Raw genomic sequence first — 23,907 nt, 5'->3', positions numbered from 1 at the left:
AATTTAATTTAACAGGTAGAATATTATTATGGCTTTACATTTCAAAGCACCAGAGAATATAGTTCTTAAACCAGTTATTACAGTATTTGGTGTTGGGGGAGCTGGTGGTAATGCGGTAAATAATATGGTACTTGCAAAATTACAAGGAGCAAATTTTGTTGTTGCTAATACTGATGCACAATCACTGGAACATTCTTTATGTGATAATAAAATACAGTTAGGAGTTGCTATTACTAAGGGTCTTGGAGCTGGTGCATCTCCAGAAATTGGTGCTTTAGCCGCTGAAGAATCAGCTGACGAGATTAAGGGATACTTAGAGGGTAGCAATATGGTGTTTATCACTGCCGGAATGGGTGGAGGCACTGGTACAGGTGCTTCTCCGGTTGTTGCAAAGATAGCCAAGGAACTAGGAATTCTTACTGTCGGAGTGGTAACTAAGCCTTTTCATTTTGAAGGAAAGCATAGGATTAGAACTGCCGAGCAAGGTTTACTAGATTTACAGAAATTTGTTGATACTTTGATAGTAATACCGAATCAAAATTTATTTCGTATAGCAAATGAGAGTACTACATTTGCAGATGCCTTTAAAATGGCAGATGATGTATTACATGCTGGAGTTAGAGGGGTTACTGATTTGATGATCATGCCAGGGCTTATCAATCTAGATTTTGCTGACATTAGAACGGTGATGAGCGAAATGGGTAAAGCTATGATGGGTACTGGGGAATCCTCTGGCGAGGAGAGGGCAGTTAAAGCTGCTGAAGCAGCTATCTCTAATCCATTATTAGATCATAACTCAATGCGTGGTGCTAGGGGGGTTTTAATTAACATTACTGGTGGTACGGATATGACATTATTTGAAGTTGATAGTGCTGCTAATAGAATTAGAGAAGAAGTGGGTGATAGTGATGCTAATATTATTTTCGGTTCTACGTTTAATCCAGAATTAAATGGTGTTATTAGAGTATCGGTAGTTGCTACTGGTATTGATGCTGATCACTCAATAAGTAGTAAATCCCAACCTATTGAATTAATAGCAAGTACTACTACAAGTTCTGAACAGATGGATAGTCAGTCCAATTCGATAGAAACAACAATATTAGAAGAAATTCCAGATTTTGCTCAATATACTGGTGAAAAGCCTAGTTTAGTGGATTCTGAAACACAACCTTTAAATTTAAGTGTTCAAGCAACATCAATTGATATGCTAAATCAGCAAACTATAAGCAGTAATGATGCAAAATCATCTTTATTAAGTAGAATGTGGAATTCACTCAGATCTAATACTACTCAAACTCAGGAGCAAATAAAAAAGCCTACACCGCCTATTCTTCAAAAGAATGATGTAGAAGTTGATATCCATGATATTCCAACCTTTCTAAGGAAACCAAAATAATTTGTTTTTTTATAAGAGATTCTTTAGGGTAGGCTTTTAAATTACTCTACAATTTTCAGGGTAATTTAAAAGTCACAACCATTAGTTGCTATAGATGCAAATTTAACTACTATCGATGTCATCCCTGCGAAGGCAGGGATCTATATTACTTAATAGTCTTTCAGGCTTATTTTTTTAGATTCCCGCCTACGCGGGAATGACATCGAGTGCATATTAAGCACTTTTTCCTTTATCTATTAGGCTTGCAGCCCGACTTTTAAATTACCCTACAATTTTCAACAAATATATTTTACTAAAAATATTTATTGTCTATTATCATCAGATTATCCTATAAGTATAGTGTACAAAATGACTAAACTAGATTTTAGACATATTTCATCTGTAATAGATGATTATGATGTTTTTTTATTTGATCTTTGGGGAGTGGTAGTAGAAGGTAACCAAATTTATCCCGGAGTAGTTGATAATATTAACAAGATGCTTAAACAGCAGAAGAAAGTTTTTTTTGTTACTAATGCCCCACGCAACACATTTTTCTTGTTGACCAAAATTAACAGCTGGGGCATTAACGCAACGAAAGAAATGATTATTAGTTCTGGTGAAGTAGCAATTGATATGATACTAGAAAGTGATAAAAGATTTGCTATAAAACATCCTATAGTTTATCATCTTGGTCAAGAAAATAACGATCTTATGGACGGATTACAGACACCTACTACCACAAACATAAATGAAGCTAATATTTTGCTGTTAACGCTTTATCGTGATGAAGGAAAAAATTTAAATTTAGATGAGTTTGACGATTTATTAAAAACTGCAGTTAAAAGAAACATGGTTAGCATATGTGCGAACCCAGATCTTGGAATTAGGCAACAAGGAATACAGAGATATTGTGCTGGATACTTTGCTGCAAAAATAAAACAATTTGGTGGTGAAGTAATTTTTACCGGCAAACCCTATATAGAAATATATCATAAAGTATTAAACCAATTACCAAATATTGCATTGAAACGTATTCTTATGATAGGCGATACTTTCTATACTGATATTTTAGGGGCAAATAAAGTAGGAATTAATTCAGCTTTAGTATTAACAGGTAATGCTACAAAGTTTCATAACCAGTATCATACTATTGAAGAAAAAATGCACCATTTGAAAATTGCAGCAACTGAGCAGGAAGTAATGCCAAATTTTGTTATTCAATTGACTGCAGATTAACAAGGATACTTGAATGATTTGAAGAATTGTTTTCGATTCTTGTATTCATGTACCTCATGTACTATGCACTCGCTTACCCTTTATTTTTAATCCAATTCGGAGGATCAATGTAATTTAAAAGTCAGGTTGTAAGCCTAATAGATAAGGAAAAAAGTGCTTAATATGTACTCGATGTCATCCACACGGAGGCATTGCCCTCGTGAATCAAAAAGCCAACGTAAGTAATGGTACTTACAGAACCAAAAACGATGTCATCCCTGCTTCGGTGCGGGATCTATATTACTTAATAGTCTTTCAGGCTTATTTTTTTAGATTCCCGCCGTTGCTAAGAATGACATCGAGTGCATATTAAGCACTTTTTCCTTTATCTATTAGGCTTGCAGCCCGACTTTTAAATTACCCTGCGGAAGATCATGCGAGTATATATTGATATTAGTAGAATAATTTGTTATATACACTATTTGGATTAACCAAAATTATTTAGACTACAGGAATAATTTTATTAAAAACTTATTATTAATTGCGGTCGTGGCGAAATTGGTAGACGCACAGCTTTGAGGGGGCTGTTCTTAACAGAGTGGAAGTTCAAGTCTTCTCGACCGCACCAGTTTTCTATATACTCTCAACTTAGTTGTCTTATAAAACCTAACATGTTAGAATACAAGTGACTCATCCTTCTTGGCTACTGAGGGTACTTTTAGAAAATTCAGTATATACTCTTCTGCTCCTACGAATTGTTTTTTGAAAATATCAGGAACTCGCGTACTCATGTACTAAATGTACACTCCGCTTACTCGCCCCTCATTTTCAAATCCAATTCGTAGGATCATTCGAGTATACTCAAATGAGGAGTTATGCAAAATCAATCAAAAAATATGTTGTCGGTTCATCAAAACCAATTTGACGAAACATTTGAGCAAATTAATAATCTTCTGAATAATGATGAATTTGGCAAAGCAATAGAGATTATGAGTAATCTCCACTATGCAGATCTTGCAGATGTTTTAGATAATATAAATCAGAAAACATATAAAACAATTCTTCCCTTATTACAGGATACACTAAAGCCTGAAACTTTAGTGCAACTTAGTGTGAACAGTAAACCACTTATAATGCAAATTTTAGGTATACAGAAAAGTGTACAGTTAATTAATCAACTTGCTATAGAAGATGCTGTTGAAGTTATCGAGGATCTTGATGATCTAACAAAAGAAATGATCTTAGATAATCTCAAAGCAGAAAAAAGACAGCAAATTATAGAAGGCTGTACTTATCCAGAAGACACTGTTGGTAGGGTAATCGAAAGAAATTTTGTGTCATTTCAAGAAGATTGGACAGTAGCCACGGCTATAGATTTTATTAGACACAAACATATAGCACAAGATTTTCATGCTGCTATTGTACTTGACAGTAAATACCGACCTATAGGTAGTATACTTCTAAGCACTTTACTTAAGCATAAAGGGGATAAGTTAGTAAAAGATCTTATGAATCCTGAATTTAAAATTACCGATGTATTTACTAATTTAAGTGAGTTAAGTTTTATTTTTAAACAATATGCTCTAACAATTGTACCAGTGGTGAATAAAAGTGGCAAGTTAATAGGTACTGTTTCAATAGATAGTATGCTTTACATCATTGAACAACAAACAGAAAAAGATATAATGTCACTCGGTGGCGTTTATACTCAAGATACATTTTACAATCTATTTTATACTGTGAGACATAGATTCCCTTGGTTATTTGTCAATTTAATTACTGCTTGTATGACATCGATAATTATTAACCAGTTTAGTATTACAATCTCAAAACTTATAACACTGGCAGCTATTATGCCTATTGTTGCTTCTATGGGAGGGAATGCCGGTACACAAGCCATGACAGTGACAGTTAGAGCACTTGCCAACAAAGATATTCACCATAATAACGTGCTGAGAGTGATTCTTAAAGAAATAGCTGTATGCGGATTTAACGGCTCTATATTGGCCTTAGTTGGGGCACTATTAAGCTTAGCAATGCTTTCTGATCCAAATCTTAGCTTGATTTTCTCCATAGCCGTTATCCTAACTTTTCTAATTGCTGGTCTTTTTGGCTCAGTAATACCAATTACGCTACATTATTTAAATATTGATCCCGCCACTGGCTCAGGTGTATTCTTAACCACCATAACTGATTCATTTGCATTTTTTACCTTTCTTACTTTAGCTTATACCTTTTTGGTGTAAACTTGCCTTGTGATTATTTAGATTCTTATATAAAATTCATATATACTTCTCCTACTTCAAGAGTTGTTTTCACAACTCTTGAAGTAGGGAATTATTTAATAATTATACTGGTGCTTAGATTCACTTGATAATTTTCCTCTCGAATACTTATATACTACTCGTAAATGAAGAGTTGATAGACGAAGATCAAAATTATGAAGTGCTAGGAGTCGAAGGGTCGAGGAGCGGAGCGTACATTTAGTACGTGAGCACCGAAGATCCCTGAAGACGACAACGCAATTCTTGATTTTCATCGAGTATATGATGATGCTTGACAGCCAGTAACAACAAATGGATATCTGTGTTAATAATATCAAAAAGAAACGTAAAGTGAAAATATTTTATAATATAGATAACTTTAATAGCTAATAATTATTGATTTACAACATCTATATCTATATTTTTACTTGATAGTCAAGCTATCATTAGCTGAATTAAATATAAACTAACTCACTTAAAGGAAAAATTTATGCACAAAGGTGAATTCATTGATTATATAGCAAACCAACAAAATTGTACTAAAGTTGAAGCTGAAAAGATTATAAATACATTTACCAATGCAGTCACTTCTATTCTTGCTGAAGGTAAAGACGTAATACTGATTGGCTTTGGTAAGTTTTACTCTAGTAAAGTAGCAGCTAGAGCTGGCAAAAATCCTAGAACTGGTCAGCCTCTTAAAATTGAAGCTTACGTTCAACCTAAGTTTTCTGCTGGTGAAAAACTAAAATCTGCCTGCAATGGACGTAAAGACTCAAAACCAAAAACTGCAAAGTAAAATAGAAACAATAAGGCTTAATGCTATAGCTAACCCTAGAAGGTTTTAGCTATATATTAATCTCTTAGCCAAAAACGATGTCATATAACGAAGTCCATGCAATCATCCCTGCATCTTCTGATGTCACCCTACGCAGGGGTTGTAAGATAAAACTATGATATAATGAAAAAAGTAAGTGGCACTCGTCAGGGGTGAGTTTATACAAACATTGTCATCAAGAGACCACTTACTTAATAAGCTCGAACGTTTAAATAGTTCATTGGGCTGAAACGCCCGCTTACAATCGTAAATATGTCGAGGATTTTATGACCCCAACGGATAAATTATATAACAATTTTATTGGTATTGATATAGCAAAATCAACTTTTGCAGTAGCAATATCTAATAATAATAAAATTATGACTTTTTCTAATAACACTATTGGATTTAAGGAATTTTTTAAGCAATATAAAAGTTTTTTGACTGACTCCCTAATAGTATTAGAGACTACAGGTGGATATGAAACTGAATTAGTAAATTTTTTATTAAGCAAAAAATGTGCTGTTCATAGAGCACATGCCCAAAAAGTAAAGTACTTTATAAGATCACTTGGTACTCGTGCTAAAACTGATTCTGTAGATGCTCAAGCTTTAGTAAAATATGGACAAGAAAGGCATAAGGAATTATCTTTACAACAAAAACCTGATCAAAAGATGAGCAAGCTAAAAATATTTTTATCTCGTCGTGATGATTTAGTAAAATTGCAGACTCAAGAGAAAAATAGGATGGCAGGACCTAATAATGATATGATAAAAGATAGTATAGAAGATTTATTGTTATGTTTATCCAAAGCTATAAAGAAATTAGAAGAAGAGATAGCCGAGTTAACAACCGATGAAAAGACTGTAGAACAGCTTGAGGTATTGGAGACAGTACCCGGTATTGGTAAGGTTGTTAGTAAAGTTTTATTAGCATTTTTACCAGAGATTGGTAAGGTTGATCGGAGGCAAATAGCTAGTTTAGTCGGAGTAGCCCCACATCCTAAGGATAGTGGACAATATAAAGGGTATCGTTCAGTTAGTGGTGGTAGACAAAATGTACGAACCAAATTATTTACTGCAGCAATGGCAACAGCTAAATCAAAGAGCAAGTTAGGTGAATATTATAGAGAGCTAATTGCTAGAGGTAAAAAGCCTATAGTTGCCATTACTGCTTTAATGCGTAAAATTATTGTCATTGCTAATGCAAGGGTTAGAGATTATTATTTAAAATCGGCAAAGACTTGATAAAAATTTAAACCTATATTTATTTAAATTTTTATCAAGTCGTGGTTTACTGTGAATGTTAAGCTAGAGATTTTTTGTTATTTCTCTAAACCAATTTGGTTTTTTATTTTAAACTTTTTTTTAATTTTTTAAAAATCATAGTTGATGACATCAGCTTTAACAGAGATGATACTGAACCTAGTATTAACTTGTTATATCGATACTTGAGATTAAGTAAGAGTATACTCTTCTGCTTTGAAGAATTGGTTTCGCAAATACTTGCGGGGATTTCGTGTACTCACGCACTTCATGTACGCCTAGTCCGCACCCCTTGTTTATTGTCCCCATTCTCCAAATCATTTGAGTATACTCTTTTTGAGGTAACCATGATCAAAATGAAACATCGCTTTAATTTGTTGCTCATACTTATTAGATTTTATCAATTCTTTATTTCCCCTCTACTTGGTGATAATTGCCGTTTTGATCCATCATGTTCAGAATATGCTAGGTCAGCAATAATAATGCATGGTAATATTAAAGGATTATGGTTATTTATTAAGAGAATAATTAGGTGTAATCCTTTCTGTCAAGGAGGATATGATCCTGTGCCTAATACTACCCAACCTGAAAATTAATTGGAAGAGTATAGAGCTACTCATAAAAACAAAATCTTCACATCTTCACGAAGCCTAATTTCTCAAATCATTTTTGCTCAGTCTTGATCAAATGTAGTAATTTTTCTTTTGCCTCTGCTTTAGCACGTAGGCTTGCATAAGTGTCTTGCTTACTGTCATCTGTAATATGGTTCACAAATACAATAGCCCTATTACCTCTTTGAATCCAACCAACAAACCACCCTTGCTGGAGGTCTAACTTCTTCGTTCTATTTTTATTAAGCTGAGAACCGTTGCCTGTTTTCCCATAAAGTTTCCAACCGTTTGGTAATTCCTCCACAAAGAGTATATTTTTTGTCATTTCATGAGATTTAAGACTTATTGGTAATTTGTTATCAATAAGATTCTGTAAGAACACGCTTTGCTCTTCAGGTGAGATTTCCAACGAACTGGATAGCCATGAATTCGTTAATCCATTGTTTTTACCTTTATCGCCTAAAACATTTTGATTCCCATAGTTAAATTTTACAACATAGTCTTTGAATTTACTCATTCCAAGCTTTTGCGTCAAAACTTGAGAATACCAAACACAACTATTTTGCATCCATGTTGTTGGATTGTGGGGCTGTTTCCACCTATCAAGCCAATCTACATAACCTTCTTTAAATGGTAACTCAGGATGAGTCTCATCAACTAGCAATCCTTCTTCATATCCCATCAGACTAATAGCAATTTTGAATGTTGAGCAAGGTGCATAGCGTGATGCACAATCACCTTCTTGTTTGATAATTTTATCATTTTCTTTAGCCAAAAAGCATTTGCTATCTGCCAGTGAGGATGTGTTAAACAATAACCCAATGCTTAAATATAAAATAAGTTTTTTCATTATACCTTCTAAAAATTTAAATTTGTTTCTTCTTTTATTAAGCCAATAAGCCTTATCGGAGCTTCTGTTGCCCCTCTTACCTTAATTGGAAGAGCTAAGATACAGCTTCCTGTTATAGGTAGACTTGCCGAATTAGCAACATTTTCAACAATATATTTGCCATTGCCCAAAAACAATTTATGAACGGGAAATCCATCTGCTGGCCTGTCTGGTGATAAAGTGTCAATACCAAGTCCGCACACACCTCGTTTTGTCAGTACCTCCGCTGCTTCAACTGATATAGAAGGAAAAACGTGATTATTGCTATACTTTTCCGGATCACCCCAAAACTTTTCCCATCCTGTTTTGATCATCACAAAACTTCCCTCATTGATAACTCCATATTGTCCTTCAAAACGCTCAATGTCCGTTAGGCTTAGACTATAACGCTCATGACAAGAGCTTGACACGTCAATCATAACACAAGGAGCAATCAGCTGCGATAATGGTATTTGGTCAATGGTAGTACTACCTGGAATACAGTGTGCTGGTGCATCCATATGTGTACCAATCCCGGCATGCATTTTGAACTGCTGCACGCGAAATTCTTCATTCTGTAGGCAGTCAGAATAATCCAATTTAACCTCAATATTAAACCCACAACCTCCACTCCATGAAGGAGTTTGCTCATCAAGAGTGTGTGTGAGATCAATAATTTTGTATGGAAAAATCATGGTTATCCTTCCTTCAAACTTACCAAAAAGAATCAGTTCGCAATATTCCTATTATAAAGAAAGTAATATAAACAACTATACATAAAACTATATATAAAGTATAATTAAATACGTAACCTGTCTGCGATCTACTCACCAAAAAACCAAAGTAATTTACCGTTTTGGCAAAGCTATTTGGACCAAATCTATCTATCACTCTTTGATCCATCAAATTGCATAACTTACTTAAGTTAGTTACTAATCTTACTATCACAAGGTCATAAACCTCATCAAAATAATATTTATGTACCAACAGCTTTTCTATAAATCCTATTTTTATTTTTTCTTTGATGCTTCTATAAAAATAAATCCCCAAAACAATACCTATTAGTCCCAAAAGCATTGGTAATAATTTTATATAAAGAGGAGGATGAATTGCTAGTATTTGGTAAATATGAATATTAAATATACTATCAAGGAAATAACCATTCGGTTTGTCAAGAGACAATATATAATAACCTATCATCCCTGCAAAAAAACTACCTGCTACTAAAAGACTAAGTGGTCCATTCATGATATTGGGTGATTCATGGACATGATTGATATCAATAGTTAATCTAGTTTTTCCATGAAATACTAATAAGATAATTTTCATAGAATAAATGGCAGTCAGAACTGCAGCAAGAATTCCAAGAATAAACACGATAGTACCGATACCACCGCTACTATATGCTAGCTCTAAAATAGCATCTTTTGAATAAAATCCTGCTAAAGGATAAATACCTATGAGAGCCAGTGATCCAATTAAAAAATTACAATAAGTAATAGGCATCTTATCTTTCAAACCACCAATCTTAAAAATATTTTGCTCGTGACAAGCGTGAATTACACTACCAGCTGATAAAAATAATAAAGCTTTAAAAAATGCATGGGTGACTAAATGAAAAATACCAGCATTATAAGCTGATACACCACAAGCAAGAAACATATAACCAAGTTGGCTACAAGTAGAATAGGCAATAATTTTTTTTATATCATCTTGAACTATGGCAATACTTGCGGCAAATATACATGTAATAGCACCAATAATGGCAATAAAGTGCAATACCCCTATACTATATTCAAATAAATAAGAACATCTAGCTACTAAAAAGACCCCAGCTGTTACCATAGTTGCAGCGTGAATAAGTGCTGAAACTGGAGTTGGACCTTCCATAGCATCTGGTAGCCATATATGCAAGCCAATTTGAGCCGATTTGCCCATGCAGCCCAAGAATAATAGCAAACATACAATATCAATTATTGTTGCTTTAAAACCTAATATACTTAATTGTATATTAGATAATGACTTTGCTTTACCAAATACACTAGCAAAATCAACTACACCAAAATAAACAATAATGGTAATAATCCCAAGTATAAAAGCAAAATCTCCTACCCTATTGACTATAAAGGCTTTAATTGCTGCTTTATTCGCTGCTTCTTTCTGATACCAAAAACCAATTAACAAATATGAACATAGGCCAACACCTTCCCAACCAAAAAATAATTGTAAAAAATTATCTGCTGATACCAAAGCTAGCATGAAGAAAGTGAATAATGATAAAAATGCTAGAAATTTAGGTAATCCATCATCATCTGCCATATAGCCAAGAGAATAAATATGTACAACAGCTGAAATCCAAGTAACCACTATAAACATAATAGCAGTTAGCTGATCGACGTAAATCGCCCAACTTACTTTCATGTTACCAACTTCTAGCCATTTTGCTAAAATTATATGAATAATGGCTTTGTTTATGCCCACATTGTAAAATATAAACATAGATAATAATGCCGATAAACTTATAGCAATAGTAGCAATGAAAGTTGCTTGTTTTTTGCTAAAACACTGACAAAACAGACCATTGATGATACCAGAGATTAAAGGTAACATTACTGTAAGTGTTGCTGCCGAAGCTATCATATCAATTAGCCCTTCATCTGATTTATATCACCCACTTCTATTGAGCCTTTATTTCTAAAATAAACTAGTAATATTGCAAGCCCTATTGTGGTCTCGGCAGCTGCTATTGTTAAAATTATTATACTAAAAATTTGTCCAGATATCTCATGTGCATAAGTAGAGAATGCCACAAAATTGATGTTTACAGCCAGCAGCATCAATTCAATCGACATAAGAATTGTTATGACATTTTTACGATGCATAAACAAACCAACCATCCCTATACTAAAAATGAGGGCCGACAAAGTTAAATAATGTTCCAAAGTAATAGTACTAATCATATTTGAGTCCTTCTATTCCCTCATTTAAATGTGGTTTGACCATTAATATGGAATTATCTTTATTTTTAGCATGCTGCTTAGCAATATCCTGTCTTTTAACTCCGCTACGATGCCGAATAGTTAAGGTAATACAAGATATCATCGCCACAAACAGGATAATACCCGAAACTTGAAAAGGTAAAATATAATCGGTATATAGTATTTTCCCAATAGCATGAGTATTAGTGACATCTGATTTTATCTCAAATTGGCTATTATCTAAAATTATATTTTTAGTACCTAACCAAATTATCAGGACAAGATCAGCAAACATAATAAGTGCAACAGCAATACTTATAAATAAGTTTCTTTTAAATTGCACAATAACATCGGTAAAACGAATATTCAACATCATTATAACAAACAAAAATAATACTGCTACTGCCCCAACATATATAACAATCAATATCATTGCTAAAAATTCTGCTCCTAGCAAAATCATTAGCCCCGAACCGTTACAGAAAGTAAAGATCAACCATAAGACAGAATAAACAGGGTTTTTACTCATGACTACCAAACAACTACTTATAACCATTAACCCCGCAAATAAATAAAAAAATATCTCCATAATTATCTATATTTATAATCATCATGTAACTTAATTGCTAATTCTTGTTCCCACATATCACCATTTTTCAGCAATTTTTCTTTGTCATAAAGCAATTCTTCATGGGTAATAGTAGCAAATTCAAAATTAGGACCTTCCACTATAGCATCAACTGGACAAGCCTCCTGACATAAACCACAATAAATGCATTTAGTCATATCAATATCGTACCTAGTGGTACGCCTACTACCATCTTCTCTTTCTTCTGCTTCAATAATAATAGCTTGAGCCGGACAAATTGCTTCACAAAGCTTACAAGCAATACAACGTTCCTCACCATTGGCGTAACGCCTTAATGCATGTTCACCTTTAAATCTTGGGCTTATCCTTCCCTTCTCATAGGGATAATTTATAGTTACTTTAGGTTTGAAGAAATACTTCAAAGTTAGACTAAGCCCTGAGATTATTTCAAATAAAAAAAAAGACTTCAGGTAACTAATTATTTTCATTTTATTATACACCAAAAATTTGTAGCACTAAGCATGTTTACAATTTATTTTTTCTTCCTAGAGAAGGTTTTAGGTATACTAATACTTATAAAGTTCTATCTTTTAATAAATCAGCTATTGCCTGATAAGATTTCAGAGCTTTTTCTGGATCACTGGCAATCATTTCTGCTCCAAGTTTCTCATTATTATTCATATTCCATAAACGACAATTATCAGGGCTAATTTCATCAGCCAACATTACCATAAATTCCTCACCATTAAACACTCTGCCAAATTCTAGTTTGCATTCAACAAGCCTTATACCAATACCTGTAAATAATCCACTTAAAAAATCGTATGTTCTTATGGCTTTATGTTTTACTTCATCAATTTCTTGTTTACTTAACCAACCAAAATTTAGTATTTGGTGTTCATTAATTATAGGATGCTTTAACTCACTACTTCTAACTCTAAAATCGATAATTGGATGATCAAATACGTATCCTTCTTCCATAGAGAATTCTTTTACAAACCTACCGCAAGCTACTGTAGAAACCAATATTTGAACGGGGAAAATATCTACAGATTGTATTAATTGCTCACGCATATTAATTTTTTCAATTAGATGGTTATCTATTCCTACCATATCAAGTTTGCTCATTATGAAGGACGAAATATTATTATTCAGCACCCCTTTACCCGAAATATCAAAAATCTCTCCGTTTTCTAAAGTAATTTTGTCAGTAAAGGCCATAATAAAAGCAAAATCTTCTTGTGACTGATAAAGAGCTTTACTTGATCCTTGATATAACTTTTGTTTCATTTGAAAAATAATATACTTCTCCTACTTCAAGAGTTGTTTTCACAACTCTTGAAGTAGGAAATTATTTAATAATGAGTGCAAAAGGTTCTATAATAGTGGCTTTCACCTTTTGCACAAATTTAATATTTATTATATCAGAAGAATAGATTAAATAAATATTTAATGCTAATCCAGCTAGCAGCGATTGCTATAAAAGCTATAATAAGTCCAACTATAGAGGTAATAAATCCAAGAACTATAGTTAATCCATCTCGGTTTAAAAGACCTAATGCCATTATTGTAATGCCCAGTGCAGGTATGGCGTTAGTTAGAGGTAAAGGTATTGATATGGCAATAGAGCAAATCAGCGATATTAAACCAATAAATTGTTCACAATATATAGAGGCTGCGAAACTAAATCTTGGTCGTATATATTTTTCCACAAATTTAATCTTTGGTACAATTTTGTCACTTATATTAATAAGTATACCATTGCTAATTTGATAGTTATTAATTTTGGATGGTAAAGAAACTTGTCTAAAGCCAAGCAACATCTGCATAGATAGAATCATCAAAGGAATCCCTACTATAGTAGTAAAACCTGGAGGATACGGCAGCGGAATTGCAACTGGTATTGCAAAAAAAAGTATCATTAATAGAAGACCATTTTCATGAAAATCAACTAATAACTCACTAATTCTAGTCTTTTCTTTTTTTTCTTTTTGTCCTAATTTATAAAAAACACTAGATACTTTAGTTCTATCTAGTTGTTTATCTTTTGATGCAATGTTAAACATTTTTACTTAATTTTCTTGTAAATTATACTATATTTTAGATTATTAGAAAATAATTAATAATTCTCTTACGTTCGTTAGGTTATCTCAAAATTACGATTTTATAGTAATTAAGAAATCCACTACGGAATGTAGCACAATTGTAATGGATTTAGCAAAGAATATTTACTTTATTATCATTAGTTAACCTCAGTTCGATATAAGAATTATTAATTCTTATATTGAACTGGCTTTAATTTAAATGCTTTGTTAAAGTTATCTGAAGATTTTATACAGCAAAAATAATGACTCTATAGATAATTTATGTAAAAAACTAACTATTTCACCTTACATATACTCAGGGTAATTTAAAAGTCGGGCTGCAAGGCTAATAGATAAAGGAAAAAGTGCTTAATATGTACTCAATGTCATTCTTAGCAACGGCGGGAATCTAAAAAAAATAAGCCTGAAAGACTATTAAGTAATATAGATCCCGCACCGAAGCAGGGATGACATCGGTAGTGGTTAAACTTGTATCTATAACAACTAACGATTGTAACTTTTAAATTACCCTGCATATACTGCAGCAAATAAGTTGACTATTTTACAAAAAGAGTAAGACCTATGAATAATAATTTACTTGAATTAGTATCAATTACACAAAGTTTTACAAAAGATGATCATAGTACACAAAAGATACTAGATAATGTTACTCTAAAACTAAAACCTAATGAGATAGTTGCGATACTGGGAAAATCTGGATCTGGAAAATCAACATTACTAAGAATTATCGCAGGTTTTGCAAAACCAGTTAAAGGTAAAGTAATACTAAATAAAAAACCTGCTTTTCGTGATCGTTGCGATATTAGTATGATTTTCCAAACATTTGCACTTTTTCCATGGTTGACTGTTTTTGAGAATGTTGAGCTAGGTTTAAAAAGTTTCAATATTTCTGAATATGAACGTCGCAAGCGTGCATTAGAGGCCATAGATATGATAGGACTTGATGGTTTTGAGTCAGCATACCCAAAAGAATTATCAGGTGGTATGAAGCAACGAGTAGGTTTTGCTAGAGCATTAGTTCTCAGACCAGAAATTTTACTTATGGATGAAGCTTTTTCCGCTCTTGATGTTCTAACGGCTAATACCTTAAAGAATGATTTTCTTGATCTGTGGAGTAGTGGAAAAACTCAAATGCAGTCGGTGGTACTGGTGACTCATTCGATTGAAGAAGCAGTAACTATGGCTGACAAAGTGTTAATACTTTCATCTAATCCTGGGCGTATTGTATCAGAATTAGCAATTACCCTCCCTCGTTCACGTGATGTTCAAAGTATGGAATTTCGTACTGTGGTAGATAAAATTTATGCTCTCATGGTATCAGCCTATGAAAAACCACCTTTGCCTGTTAGTAATAAACAGAAATCTATTGTTGGCAACATCGATCAAAAAATTCATTTGTCGGTAACTGAACTGATCGGTAGCATTGAGGCACTTTCTGCATTGCCATATAAAGGTTCTGCAAATTTATCAGAATTATCTAAGATTTTTCACATTAACAATATGGAGGAAATTTTACATATTGTTGGAGCTTTACAAATATTAAATTTTGCTAATGTTACTTCTGAGAGTATAAAATTAAATAAACATGGCAAGCTTTTTTTCACAAGTAGTTTAGAAGATAGAAAAAAAATGCTTGCTCAGCATTTACTTGACAATATTCCTCTTGCATCCTACATCTGTGAAATTTTACATCAACGTTTAGATCATAAAGCACCTCTTTCGCGTTTTAAGACACAGCTTGAGGATACATTATCTAGTGAAGATGCCACTATAACTTTAAAGTCTATAATAGGTTTAGGAAGATATGCAGAAATCTTCTCCTATGATGATAATAAAAAGGTTTTTAGCTTAGATAATCCAACAGCTTGAAAGTCGAATTGTATACATCGTATTATTTAGTAACTATTAATCTTTTTAATACTTTATACTTTGAAGTTACCTACGTCCCACAAATCTAGAGATGTGGGTAATAGGAAGCTACTTTCGCAGGGGTTGTTTTTACTACTAGACTTCTTGCATAATTCGCTTATGCTGAAGAATTTAAAGAAGCCACGGAACGCAGAACCGCAGCAGATGATGATGTGCGTGAGAAGCAGAGTACCGGGAGTACGAATAAATTACCAGCAGAAGTAGAGTTTCGAAAGATATCTATTTTTTAGCTCACTATTGTATCAACCTGATCAACACATGTTTTTTCTTACCTGCAGAGATCTTAATAAGCTGGTTATCCTGCATAAAGGTCAAGTCAATAACCATGTTTTCGTCTTGGATTAATTGATTATTGATTTTTGCTCCAGCCCCTCTAATCAACCGACGCCCTTCGGATTTTGATTTAGCAAGACCTGCTTCATAAAGTAATTCATATGCTGGAATACCTAGAGCTAACCTCCCCTGCCCTACATAAATAGTTGGTAAATTTGTGTCAATTTCTCCTTGTTCAAAAACCTTGCTAGCTGTTTCTAAAGCTGTTATAGCTGCCTCTTCACCATGACAAAGTTTGGTTAAATTAAAGGCTAATTGCTTTTTGGCACTATTAATATCAGAGGCACTAAGTAAGATAAACTCTTGCATTTCATCTTCTCCTAACTCACTATATAATTTCGCGAACTTGACCACATCTTGATCTTCACAATTCCGCCAATATTGATAATAATCGTACGGGCTTAACATATCCTCATTTAGCCACACAGCTCCACCAATAGACTTGCCCATTTTGTTGCCAGAAGCAGTTGTTAGTAAGGGCGTAGTCATACCAAAGACTTCATTACCTGTTAGTTTCCTTGTAAAATCAACGCCCATTACTATATTACCCCACTGATCACTGCCACCTATTTGTAAAGAACAACCATATAGTTTATTTAAATGATAAAAATCGTAGGCTTGTAGCAACATATAATTAAATTCTAAGAAACTCATATGTTGCTCTCTCTCTAAACGTAATTTTACAGAGTCCATAGATAACATACGATTCACAGAAAAAAAACTACCAAAATTGCGAAGAAAATATAAGTAATTTAACGATTCTAGCCAATTTGAATTATCAACTAATATTGCATCATTTTCCCCAGTACCAAATTTAATAAATTTTGATAATGATTTTTTTATACCTTCAGCATTTTTGGCAATTTCTTCTTTTGTTAAAGGTTTCCTTGCCTCATCTTTACCGGTAGGATCACCAATTTTACTAGTTGCCCCTCCTAGAAGTACTATTGGCTTATGACCATATTGTTGCAATAAACGCAGTATCATAATTTGCATCAGACTACCTACATGTAAAGATTGTGCTGTACAATCAAAACCAATATAAGCAGAGATTTTGCTGTTTTTCATTAGCTCTGTTAGTTTTTCTAAATCAGTACATTGATATAGAAAACCTTTACTATCAAAATTTTTAATAAACATTTTTAAAACTAATTTTTTTAATAGACCTCTTTCGAAACTGGTTGACGTAGTTCAAAATTATAAATGCCAGAGATCAAATTAAATCTAAGACCAAATCTTTTACGTCTATTTCGATATTTGTCAGCAATAATTTTGAACCGTTTTAGCATACCAATAACGTTTTCATTTAGAACTCTTTCTCCTGCTAACCTACGATTATTCTTTTTATCATTTTTAGTTAAAGGATTTTTCTTGCTTTTTTTCTTTGGTAATTCAGAATTATTGTGAATTTTTTGTATATACTCGATGAAAATCAACAATTGCGTTGTTGTTGTCCAAGACCTGCGGTGCTCACGTACTAATGTACGCTGTGCTCCTCGGCTTGGACACTCCTAGCACTTGTTGATTTTGATCTTCGTCTACCAACTCTTCATTTACGAGCAGTATACCTTGATATCCTGTATCAGTAATCGCTTTAACCTTAGGATGGATAAGAATTTTGGATTCCTTAAATAATCTAAAGTCATGTTTTTTACCGTTAGAAAAATCTGTACATATTACTTGGTGTGTTTTCTTGTCTACCACTATTTGAGTTTTTAGTGTATGCCTTTTCTTCTTTCCTGAATAATAGAATTTTTGTTTTTTTTGGGTCTTTCTATAGGACTCTCAGTAGCATCAATCAAGACTACTTCATAATTCATATCACTCTTCATTAGAGCTTTACGACCTGGAAGAGCAAAGTTTGGGTGTTTAACTAGGGTGTCTTCTACCCATTTAACAGCTTTATATGCTGAACTTTCACTAATCCCATAGTTCTGACCTATATGGAAATAAGTACGGTATTCTCTAAGGTATTCTAAGACCATCAGCAACTGTTCCTCCAAATTGAGCTTATTTTTACGCCCACCTTTTGATTTCTTAAGACCATCAGCTTGCCTCAAAATATCCACCATCTTTGAGAATGTTCCCTTCTTTACTCCTGTTAATCGACGAAATTTTTCATCCTCTAACTCTTTAATCTGATCGAATTTCATATTATTACTTCAAATCAGATATTTATAACACCATTCTACATCATTGTCTAGTTTCGAAAGAAGCCTATTAACGAAATCTAATAATTGCATGATGTTTCCTAAATATTTTACCAACAGAGTCACTATACCAGTTAAATCATCATTTAAAGATATCGCTGTGTGTTCCCGTACGTTCTAGTCTTAATACCACAGCTGTCGAAAGTTAGAAGAGGAAGCGGTTTTAGAAGTCATAATGACAGTTTAAAAGTTGTCGGCTTATAACCGCTGTCATTGCGAGAAGGCGTAAGCCGACGAAGCAATCCACTTATGGTTACTTTTTTGGATTGCTTCGTCGACCTACGGTCTTCCTCGCAATGACGTTACCCTATTTAAAACCCCTTCCTCTTCTAACTTTCGACAGTTGTGGTCTTAATACTTCATCGTTTAAGTAGTAAAGTAATATCCAGTCAGGTTCTATATGACAATTCCAAATATTATTCATATTTACAATTTTGTGTAAACAATATTTGGTAGGTAATAACAAATGATGTTCTACACCTTCATTAATATTTTTTACCAACAAATCAGTTGTTTCTACTAATTTTATAATGTTTTTACCACGTTTGTGCATTATAGATAATTCTTTCTCAAATCGTCTAGTAGCACTTTGTATAATCATATCAAGTTTAGTTTTTTGTACATTTCTTCATAAGATGGATATATATTTATATTTAAGCCTTCACTTGATTCTTTTAATGTTTTAACAGATTCTTCGTTTAATTTCTTTTCTTGATGTATTCTAATATATATAGCTTCTCTTACAAAATTCATTATTGTATCTTTTCTGTACGCAGTGTGAATTTTTAAGAACTGATGTAGTTCATTAGGAATATCGATACTTAGCCTTGTCATTTTCGTACTCATTATTTAGTAGCTACTTAAGTAAGTATATCAGTAAATTATAAAAACAGAAATATTTTCTTATATATTAAACGACTTTCCACACCCACAACTACCTTTTTCGTTTGGGTTATTAAAAGTAAACCCGGATTTAAACTTGTTTTCTACATAATCCATTTCACTTGCTAGAATATACATCAGAGCTTTTGGATCGATTAATATTCGTACACCTTTATCTTCTATCACCTCATCAAACTTATTCTTGTCATCCGCATATTCTACGTAATAAGATAGACCAGAACAGCCACCAGATTTTACCCCAACCCTAATACCAAAAGATGGTTTATTACGTTTGTCTATCAATAGCTTTATTTGCCTAGCTGCTGCATCAGTCAATGACATAATATTTTTCATAAGTCTACTGCAATTTTTTAGTTTTATAATCAGCTATTGCAGCTTTTATTGCATCTTCTGCCAATAAAGAGCAATGGAGTTTTACTGGCGGTAAAGATAGTTCTTTGGCTATTTCAGTATTTTTTATACTACCAGCCTCATTAATAGATTTACCCTTAACCCATTCTGTTACTAAAGAACTTGAAGCAATAGCAGAACCACAACCAAAAGTTTTAAATTTGGCATCTGTAATAATTCCATCTTCACTAACTTTAATTTGTAGCTTCATTACATCACCGCATGCAGGAGCTCCGACAAGACCTGTTCCAACATATGCATCATTTTTATCTAATGACCCTACATTACGAGGATTTTCATAGTGATCCAGCACTTTTAGACTATATGCCATTTTATTTCCTATATTAATAATTATTACTTCTTCTAACAATCTTTAGTGTCATTCTCGCACCTCTTGTCATTCCCGCGTAGGCGGGAATCTAGATCCCTGCCTACGCAGGGATGACACAAGATTTACAAGGTTAACACAAAACAGAATTGCTTCGTCACCATTAAAGTAGCTCCTCACAATGATGGTCAAACCGCAAAGCAACTTGTCACTAATAGACAATTAGGATTTGTTAGTGTACCGCCCACTTGATTTGCTTTAAGTTAACCCCCTCTTGCACCATCTCCCAAAGAGGGCTTAATTCTCTTAACTTGTTAATTTTTGACGCTATTAACGCTGCAGCATAATCGATTTCTTCTCTAGTAGTAAATCTACCAATACCAAACCTAATAGAGGTATGTGCCATTTCTTCATCAACACCCATAGCTTTTAGCACATATGATGGTTCAAGCGAAGATGATGTACAAGCAGAACCGGACGAAACGGCTAAGTCTTTAATAGCTAGTATCATAGACTCACCTTCCACATAAGCAAAACTTAGATTTAGATTCCCCTTATATCTATCATGCCTAGCACCATTTAGATAAACGTCGGCAATTTCTTTAGTAAGATTATCATAAAACCTATCAAAAAGCTCTTCTACATGCTTAGCATCTTTTTGCATCTCAAGCAGAGCTATTTCAGCAGCTTTGCCAAGCCCAACAATTAAAGGAGTTGGTAGAGTTCCAGAACGCATACCTCTTTCCTGCCCACCACCATTTAAAATCGGCACTAATCGTACCCTAGGTTTTTTCCTTACATATAAAGCACCAATACCTTTGGGAGCATAAATTTTATGCCCAGAAATACTTGCAAGATCAATATTACAATCATTAACATCTATTGGAATTTTGCCGTATCCTTGGGCAATATCTGAGTGAAAGAATACTCCTCGTTCACGACAAATTTTGCCAATTTCTTTAATTGGTTGGATAACACCAATCTCATTATTTACAGCCATCACCGATACCAGTATAGTTTGATCTGTTATGGCATTTTTCAATATTTCTAAATCAATCAAACCACTTGGCTGAATTGGCAAATATGTTACCTTAAATCCTTCATCTTCTAAATGTCTACAAGCATCTAAAACGCATTTATGTTCACTTACCACCGTCACTATATGATTTTTTTTATTACCATAAAATTTAGCAATTCCTTTAATAGCTAAATTATTAGATTCAGTAGCACCAGAAGTAAAAATAATCTCTTTAGGATCTGCTCCAATAAGCCTAGCTACTTCTTTTCTCGACAACTCCACAGCTTCTTCAGCTTCCCAACCAAAGGAATGACTCCTAGAATGCGGATTACCAAATTTAGTGGTAAAATATGGTAGCATACATTCCAAGACCCTTGGATCTATAGGAGTTGTCGCTTGATAATCCATATAAATTGGTAGTGATTTACCACTTAATTTTACTTTTTGTCTTAATTTTTCTAATTCATCCATACTAGTTACTCTTTTAGCGTTCCTGTGATTTTTAAGATCATCCCTGTACCTAGAAGGGTTATACGTCATTGCGAGGAAGTAGCTTTTCTGCGACGAAGCAATCCAAGAAAATTAGATATGGATTGCTTCGTCGCTACTAAAGTAGTTCCTCGCAATGACGTTTAAGTTAGAAGCGTATATTTCTTCAAATGCTTTAATAAACGTTACAATATCTTGGTTAGTTTGTTGATAATCAAAGCTGACTCTAATCGAAGACCTAGTATCATCCGTACTAAACCCCATATTCGATAAAACATGTGACTTACCAACTTTCCCTGATGAACAGGCAGAACCGGAACTAACTGCTATACCCCGTAAATCAAAAGCTATCAATTTGGTTTGTGCATCAGTGTTCGGTACGATTATCAACGTGGTATTTGGTAATCTTTCAACATCTTTCGACACTATTTTAACATTTTTATAGTTGCACAAATTTTGCTCCAAATATGTCTGTAATTTCTTCATTTTTTTGTATCTATCTTCTATCTCTGTAGTCGCTATTGATGACACAAGCCCGAACGAAGCAATCGCTAGTACATTTTCTGTACCTGAGCGGATGTTTCTCTCTTGCCCTCCACCAATCATCATTGCTTTAAGCGTATGCTCTGCTTTAGCAATCAACGCACTACTTCCCTGTACTCCTCCCAATTTATGACTTGATATAGTAGCAAAATCAACTCCTAATTCTTTAATATTGACCGATATTTTGCCAACTGCCTGAACACAATCACTATGAAATACTGCCCCATATTTTTGGGCAATTTTAACCAGCTCTTGTACATTTTGTACAACACCACTTTCATTATTAGCTAGCATTACAGACACGAGCTTTTTATTACTATGACTAACCGATAGTAGTTCTCCTAAATGCTGAGCATCAACAATGCCATCACTATCGACACGAATAATTTTAATATTATTTCTATATTTAACATGATCAAAGATCGATAAATGTTCTATGCTAGAAACAAAAATTTCTCCGTCATAATAATTATTCATCAGCAAATTATTACTTTCTGTACCAGAGGAAGTAAAAATAACCTGATATTCTCTAGAATTTATGTCAACGCCCACAGATCTTGCAACTTGCTCCCTAGCTGTTTCTACTAAATTCCTAGCATAACGCCCTTTGGTATGAATAGAAGACGGATTATATGCTTCTTCAAGCAAATTCTTCATAAGCTCCTTAACCTTAGGATGAACGTTAGTAGTAGAATTATGGTCTAAATATAACATATAATAACCTCTATTCGATGTAACATTACCGTGTCCTCAGTTCGATGTAACAAGTTATATTGTTAAGCATCAACTGCGAACAATGTCACCCCTGCGAAAACAGGAGTCTAAAAAAGTAACCTAATAGGACAGTTGAACATTTTTAGATCCCTGCTTTCGCAGGGATGACATATGAGGACACGGTAATGTTACATCGATATTTGAGGTTATAATAACATAATTTATTCGTCCACTAATACATAAGTTAAAATAATTTTCAAAAACTTTTAGAGCTATCTAGTGTATCAGCTAGCATATCAGCTACAGAGATGGTGTCAAAATAGTTCCTTATATGCTTACTTAAACCTAACCATAAATGATGAGCGTTACATTTTACTTTATTAGGTACACAACTATTCTGAGATTTTCCTAAACATCTTGTCATTTCAATATTCTCATCTACCGCATCAATAATATTAGTAATCTTGATATTATTTAATTTTTCATTAATGATGTAACCACCTTTTGGACCTTTCGCTGATCTAACTATATTAGCTTTCTTAAGTTTTGCAAAAATTTGCTCCAAATAGTTAACCGGTATATTTTGTTTTGCCGAAATCTCTGCCAAGGTAACAGGCATATCCGACATTTGCGATGCGATTTCTAAGATAGCCATTACAGCATATCGTCCCTTTGTAGTTAATTGCATACAAACAACTCCACTAATAATAGCATTATTATATAATACCCTACTAATTTAGTCAAGTATTATTTTATCATAGCGGTTTATAAAGTCGCAGTCAATAATTGATATAAACTTAAATTTAACTACTACTGATGTCATCCGAGCTACAGCGGGAAGGCATTGCCCACCTGGATCACTAGTATGTCATTCCCGCGTAGGCGGGAATGACATCGTTTTTGGTTCTGTAAGTACCATTACTTACGTTGGCTTTTTGATCCATGCGGGTAATGCCACAGCGG

General features: G+C 33.6%; 22 protein-coding genes, 1 tRNA gene and 2 pseudogenes. 8 read left to right on the top strand and 17 right to left on the bottom strand.

Features of this window, described 5'->3' with window-relative positions; genetic code table 11:
- Window positions 1–28 precede the first annotated feature (28 nt).
- From ftsZ to yidD, 7 genes and pseudogenes are all read left to right on the top strand, one after another.
- A pseudogene (gene ftsZ / locus AAGD29_RS06780) lies at window positions 29–1,001 on the top strand (cell division protein FtsZ); the annotation flags it as partial.
- A gap of 743 nt (window positions 1,002–1,744) precedes the next feature.
- The gene (locus tag AAGD29_RS06775) at window positions 1,745–2,614 is read left to right on the top strand and encodes a TIGR01459 family HAD-type hydrolase (protein WP_341757571.1); all 870 of its coding nucleotides are present in this window, start codon (window positions 1,745–1,747) and stop codon (window positions 2,612–2,614) included.
- A 522-nt stretch (window positions 2,615–3,136) separates the two neighbouring features.
- Window positions 3,137–3,221, top strand: a tRNA-Leu gene (locus tag AAGD29_RS06770).
- 247 nt (window positions 3,222–3,468) lie between these two features.
- Window positions 3,469–4,839: a magnesium transporter gene (gene mgtE / locus AAGD29_RS06765; protein ID WP_341757570.1), complete on the top strand. Its 1,371-nt coding sequence runs from the start codon at window positions 3,469–3,471 to the stop codon at window positions 4,837–4,839.
- 508 nt (window positions 4,840–5,347) lie between these two features.
- Complete coding sequence (locus tag AAGD29_RS06760) at window positions 5,348–5,653, top strand: HU family DNA-binding protein (protein WP_341752074.1); 306 nt, start codon at window positions 5,348–5,350, stop codon at window positions 5,651–5,653.
- 305 nt (window positions 5,654–5,958) lie between these two features.
- Window positions 5,959–6,918, top strand: coding sequence for an IS110 family transposase (locus AAGD29_RS06755; RefSeq protein WP_341757569.1), 960 nt, complete (start codon window positions 5,959–5,961; stop codon window positions 6,916–6,918).
- Between the two features lie 374 nt (window positions 6,919–7,292).
- Window positions 7,293–7,532, top strand: a complete 240-nt coding sequence (gene yidD, locus AAGD29_RS06750; protein ID WP_341758772.1) for a membrane protein insertion efficiency factor YidD — start codon at window positions 7,293–7,295, stop codon at window positions 7,530–7,532.
- Window positions 7,533–7,599: 67 nt separating this feature from the next.
- Here yidD and blaOXA read toward each other — a convergent pair whose 3' ends face one another.
- The 8 genes from blaOXA to AAGD29_RS06710 all read right to left on the bottom strand — a co-directional run bounded on the left by blaOXA (window position 7,600) and on the right by AAGD29_RS06710 (window position 14,048).
- A complete protein-coding gene (blaOXA, locus tag AAGD29_RS06745; RefSeq protein ID WP_341757568.1) occupies window positions 7,600–8,397 on the bottom strand; it encodes a class D beta-lactamase in 798 nt (265 codons plus the stop codon).
- Between the two features lie 8 nt (window positions 8,398–8,405).
- Window positions 8,406–9,110: a cyclase family protein gene (locus tag AAGD29_RS06740; RefSeq protein ID WP_341757567.1), complete on the bottom strand. Its 705-nt coding sequence runs from the start codon at window positions 9,108–9,110 to the stop codon at window positions 8,406–8,408.
- 19 nt (window positions 9,111–9,129) lie between these two features.
- Window positions 9,130–11,055, bottom strand: a complete 1,926-nt coding sequence (nuoL, locus tag AAGD29_RS06735; RefSeq protein ID WP_341757566.1) for an NADH-quinone oxidoreductase subunit L — start codon at window positions 11,053–11,055, stop codon at window positions 9,130–9,132.
- A 5-nt stretch (window positions 11,056–11,060) separates the two neighbouring features.
- Window positions 11,061–11,375, bottom strand: coding sequence for an NADH-quinone oxidoreductase subunit NuoK (nuoK, locus tag AAGD29_RS06730; RefSeq protein ID WP_341757565.1), 315 nt, complete (start codon window positions 11,373–11,375; stop codon window positions 11,061–11,063).
- Complete coding sequence (locus AAGD29_RS06725; RefSeq protein WP_341757564.1) at window positions 11,368–11,982, bottom strand: NADH-quinone oxidoreductase subunit J; 615 nt, start codon at window positions 11,980–11,982, stop codon at window positions 11,368–11,370. Before AAGD29_RS06725 ends, nuoK begins: the two co-directional genes overlap by 8 nt.
- 2 nt (window positions 11,983–11,984) lie before the next feature.
- Entirely contained in the window at window positions 11,985–12,464 is a 480-nt protein-coding gene (gene nuoI / locus AAGD29_RS06720) for an NADH-quinone oxidoreductase subunit NuoI (RefSeq protein ID WP_341754835.1), read from the bottom strand.
- 91 nt (window positions 12,465–12,555) lie between these two features.
- Entirely contained in the window at window positions 12,556–13,272 is a 717-nt protein-coding gene (locus tag AAGD29_RS06715) for a phosphoribosylaminoimidazolesuccinocarboxamide synthase (RefSeq protein ID WP_341757563.1), read from the bottom strand.
- Window positions 13,273–13,406: 134 nt separating this feature from the next.
- Window positions 13,407–14,048 (bottom strand): exopolysaccharide biosynthesis protein, encoded by a 642-nt coding sequence (locus AAGD29_RS06710; protein WP_341757562.1) that lies wholly within the window; start codon window positions 14,046–14,048, stop codon window positions 13,407–13,409.
- A 600-nt stretch (window positions 14,049–14,648) separates the two neighbouring features.
- Between AAGD29_RS06710 and AAGD29_RS06705 the strand changes: the two genes are divergently transcribed.
- Window positions 14,649–15,956, top strand: a complete 1,308-nt coding sequence (locus AAGD29_RS06705) for a nitrate/sulfonate/bicarbonate ABC transporter ATP-binding protein (protein WP_341757561.1) — start codon at window positions 14,649–14,651, stop codon at window positions 15,954–15,956.
- A gap of 294 nt (window positions 15,957–16,250) precedes the next feature.
- On the opposite strand, the gene tyrS is transcribed toward AAGD29_RS06705, so the two are convergent.
- From tyrS to AAGD29_RS06650, 9 genes and pseudogenes are all read right to left on the bottom strand, one after another.
- The gene (gene tyrS, locus AAGD29_RS06695) at window positions 16,251–17,489 is read right to left on the bottom strand and encodes a tyrosine--tRNA ligase (protein ID WP_341757560.1); all 1,239 of its coding nucleotides are present in this window, start codon (window positions 17,487–17,489) and stop codon (window positions 16,251–16,253) included.
- 17 nt (window positions 17,490–17,506) lie between these two features.
- Window positions 17,507–18,502: pseudogene (locus AAGD29_RS10315) on the bottom strand (IS5 family transposase).
- A 364-nt stretch (window positions 18,503–18,866) separates the two neighbouring features.
- The gene (locus tag AAGD29_RS06680) at window positions 18,867–19,160 is read right to left on the bottom strand and encodes a type II toxin-antitoxin system mRNA interferase toxin, RelE/StbE family (protein WP_341757559.1); all 294 of its coding nucleotides are present in this window, start codon (window positions 19,158–19,160) and stop codon (window positions 18,867–18,869) included.
- Window positions 19,157–19,393, bottom strand: coding sequence for a hypothetical protein (locus AAGD29_RS06675; protein ID WP_341757558.1), 237 nt, complete (start codon window positions 19,391–19,393; stop codon window positions 19,157–19,159). The genes AAGD29_RS06680 and AAGD29_RS06675 overlap by 4 nt, the downstream gene beginning before the upstream one ends.
- A gap of 69 nt (window positions 19,394–19,462) precedes the next feature.
- Entirely contained in the window at window positions 19,463–19,795 is a 333-nt protein-coding gene (locus tag AAGD29_RS06670; protein ID WP_341757557.1) for an iron-sulfur cluster assembly accessory protein, read from the bottom strand.
- A 4-nt stretch (window positions 19,796–19,799) separates the two neighbouring features.
- Window positions 19,800–20,183 (bottom strand): Fe-S cluster assembly scaffold IscU, encoded by a 384-nt coding sequence (iscU, locus tag AAGD29_RS06665; RefSeq protein ID WP_341757556.1) that lies wholly within the window; start codon window positions 20,181–20,183, stop codon window positions 19,800–19,802.
- Between the two features lie 229 nt (window positions 20,184–20,412).
- Window positions 20,413–21,669: an IscS subfamily cysteine desulfurase gene (locus tag AAGD29_RS06660; protein WP_341757555.1), complete on the bottom strand. Its 1,257-nt coding sequence runs from the start codon at window positions 21,667–21,669 to the stop codon at window positions 20,413–20,415.
- Between the two features lie 111 nt (window positions 21,670–21,780).
- The gene (locus AAGD29_RS06655) at window positions 21,781–22,944 is read right to left on the bottom strand and encodes a cysteine desulfurase family protein (protein ID WP_341757554.1); all 1,164 of its coding nucleotides are present in this window, start codon (window positions 22,942–22,944) and stop codon (window positions 21,781–21,783) included.
- 256 nt (window positions 22,945–23,200) lie between these two features.
- Window positions 23,201–23,632 carry an Rrf2 family transcriptional regulator gene (locus AAGD29_RS06650; protein ID WP_341757553.1) on the bottom strand — a complete coding sequence of 144 codons (432 nt, stop codon included), beginning with the start codon at window positions 23,630–23,632 and terminating at the stop codon, window positions 23,201–23,203.
- Between the last annotated feature and the right edge of the window lie 275 nt (window positions 23,633–23,907).

The organism is Candidatus Tisiphia endosymbiont of Ditula angustiorana (genome assembly GCF_964026425.1).
Lineage (GTDB): Bacteria > Pseudomonadota > Alphaproteobacteria > Rickettsiales > Rickettsiaceae > Tisiphia.
Note: the sequence above shows the minus strand (reverse complement) of the source record. Positions and strands in the feature narration are given on the sequence as shown.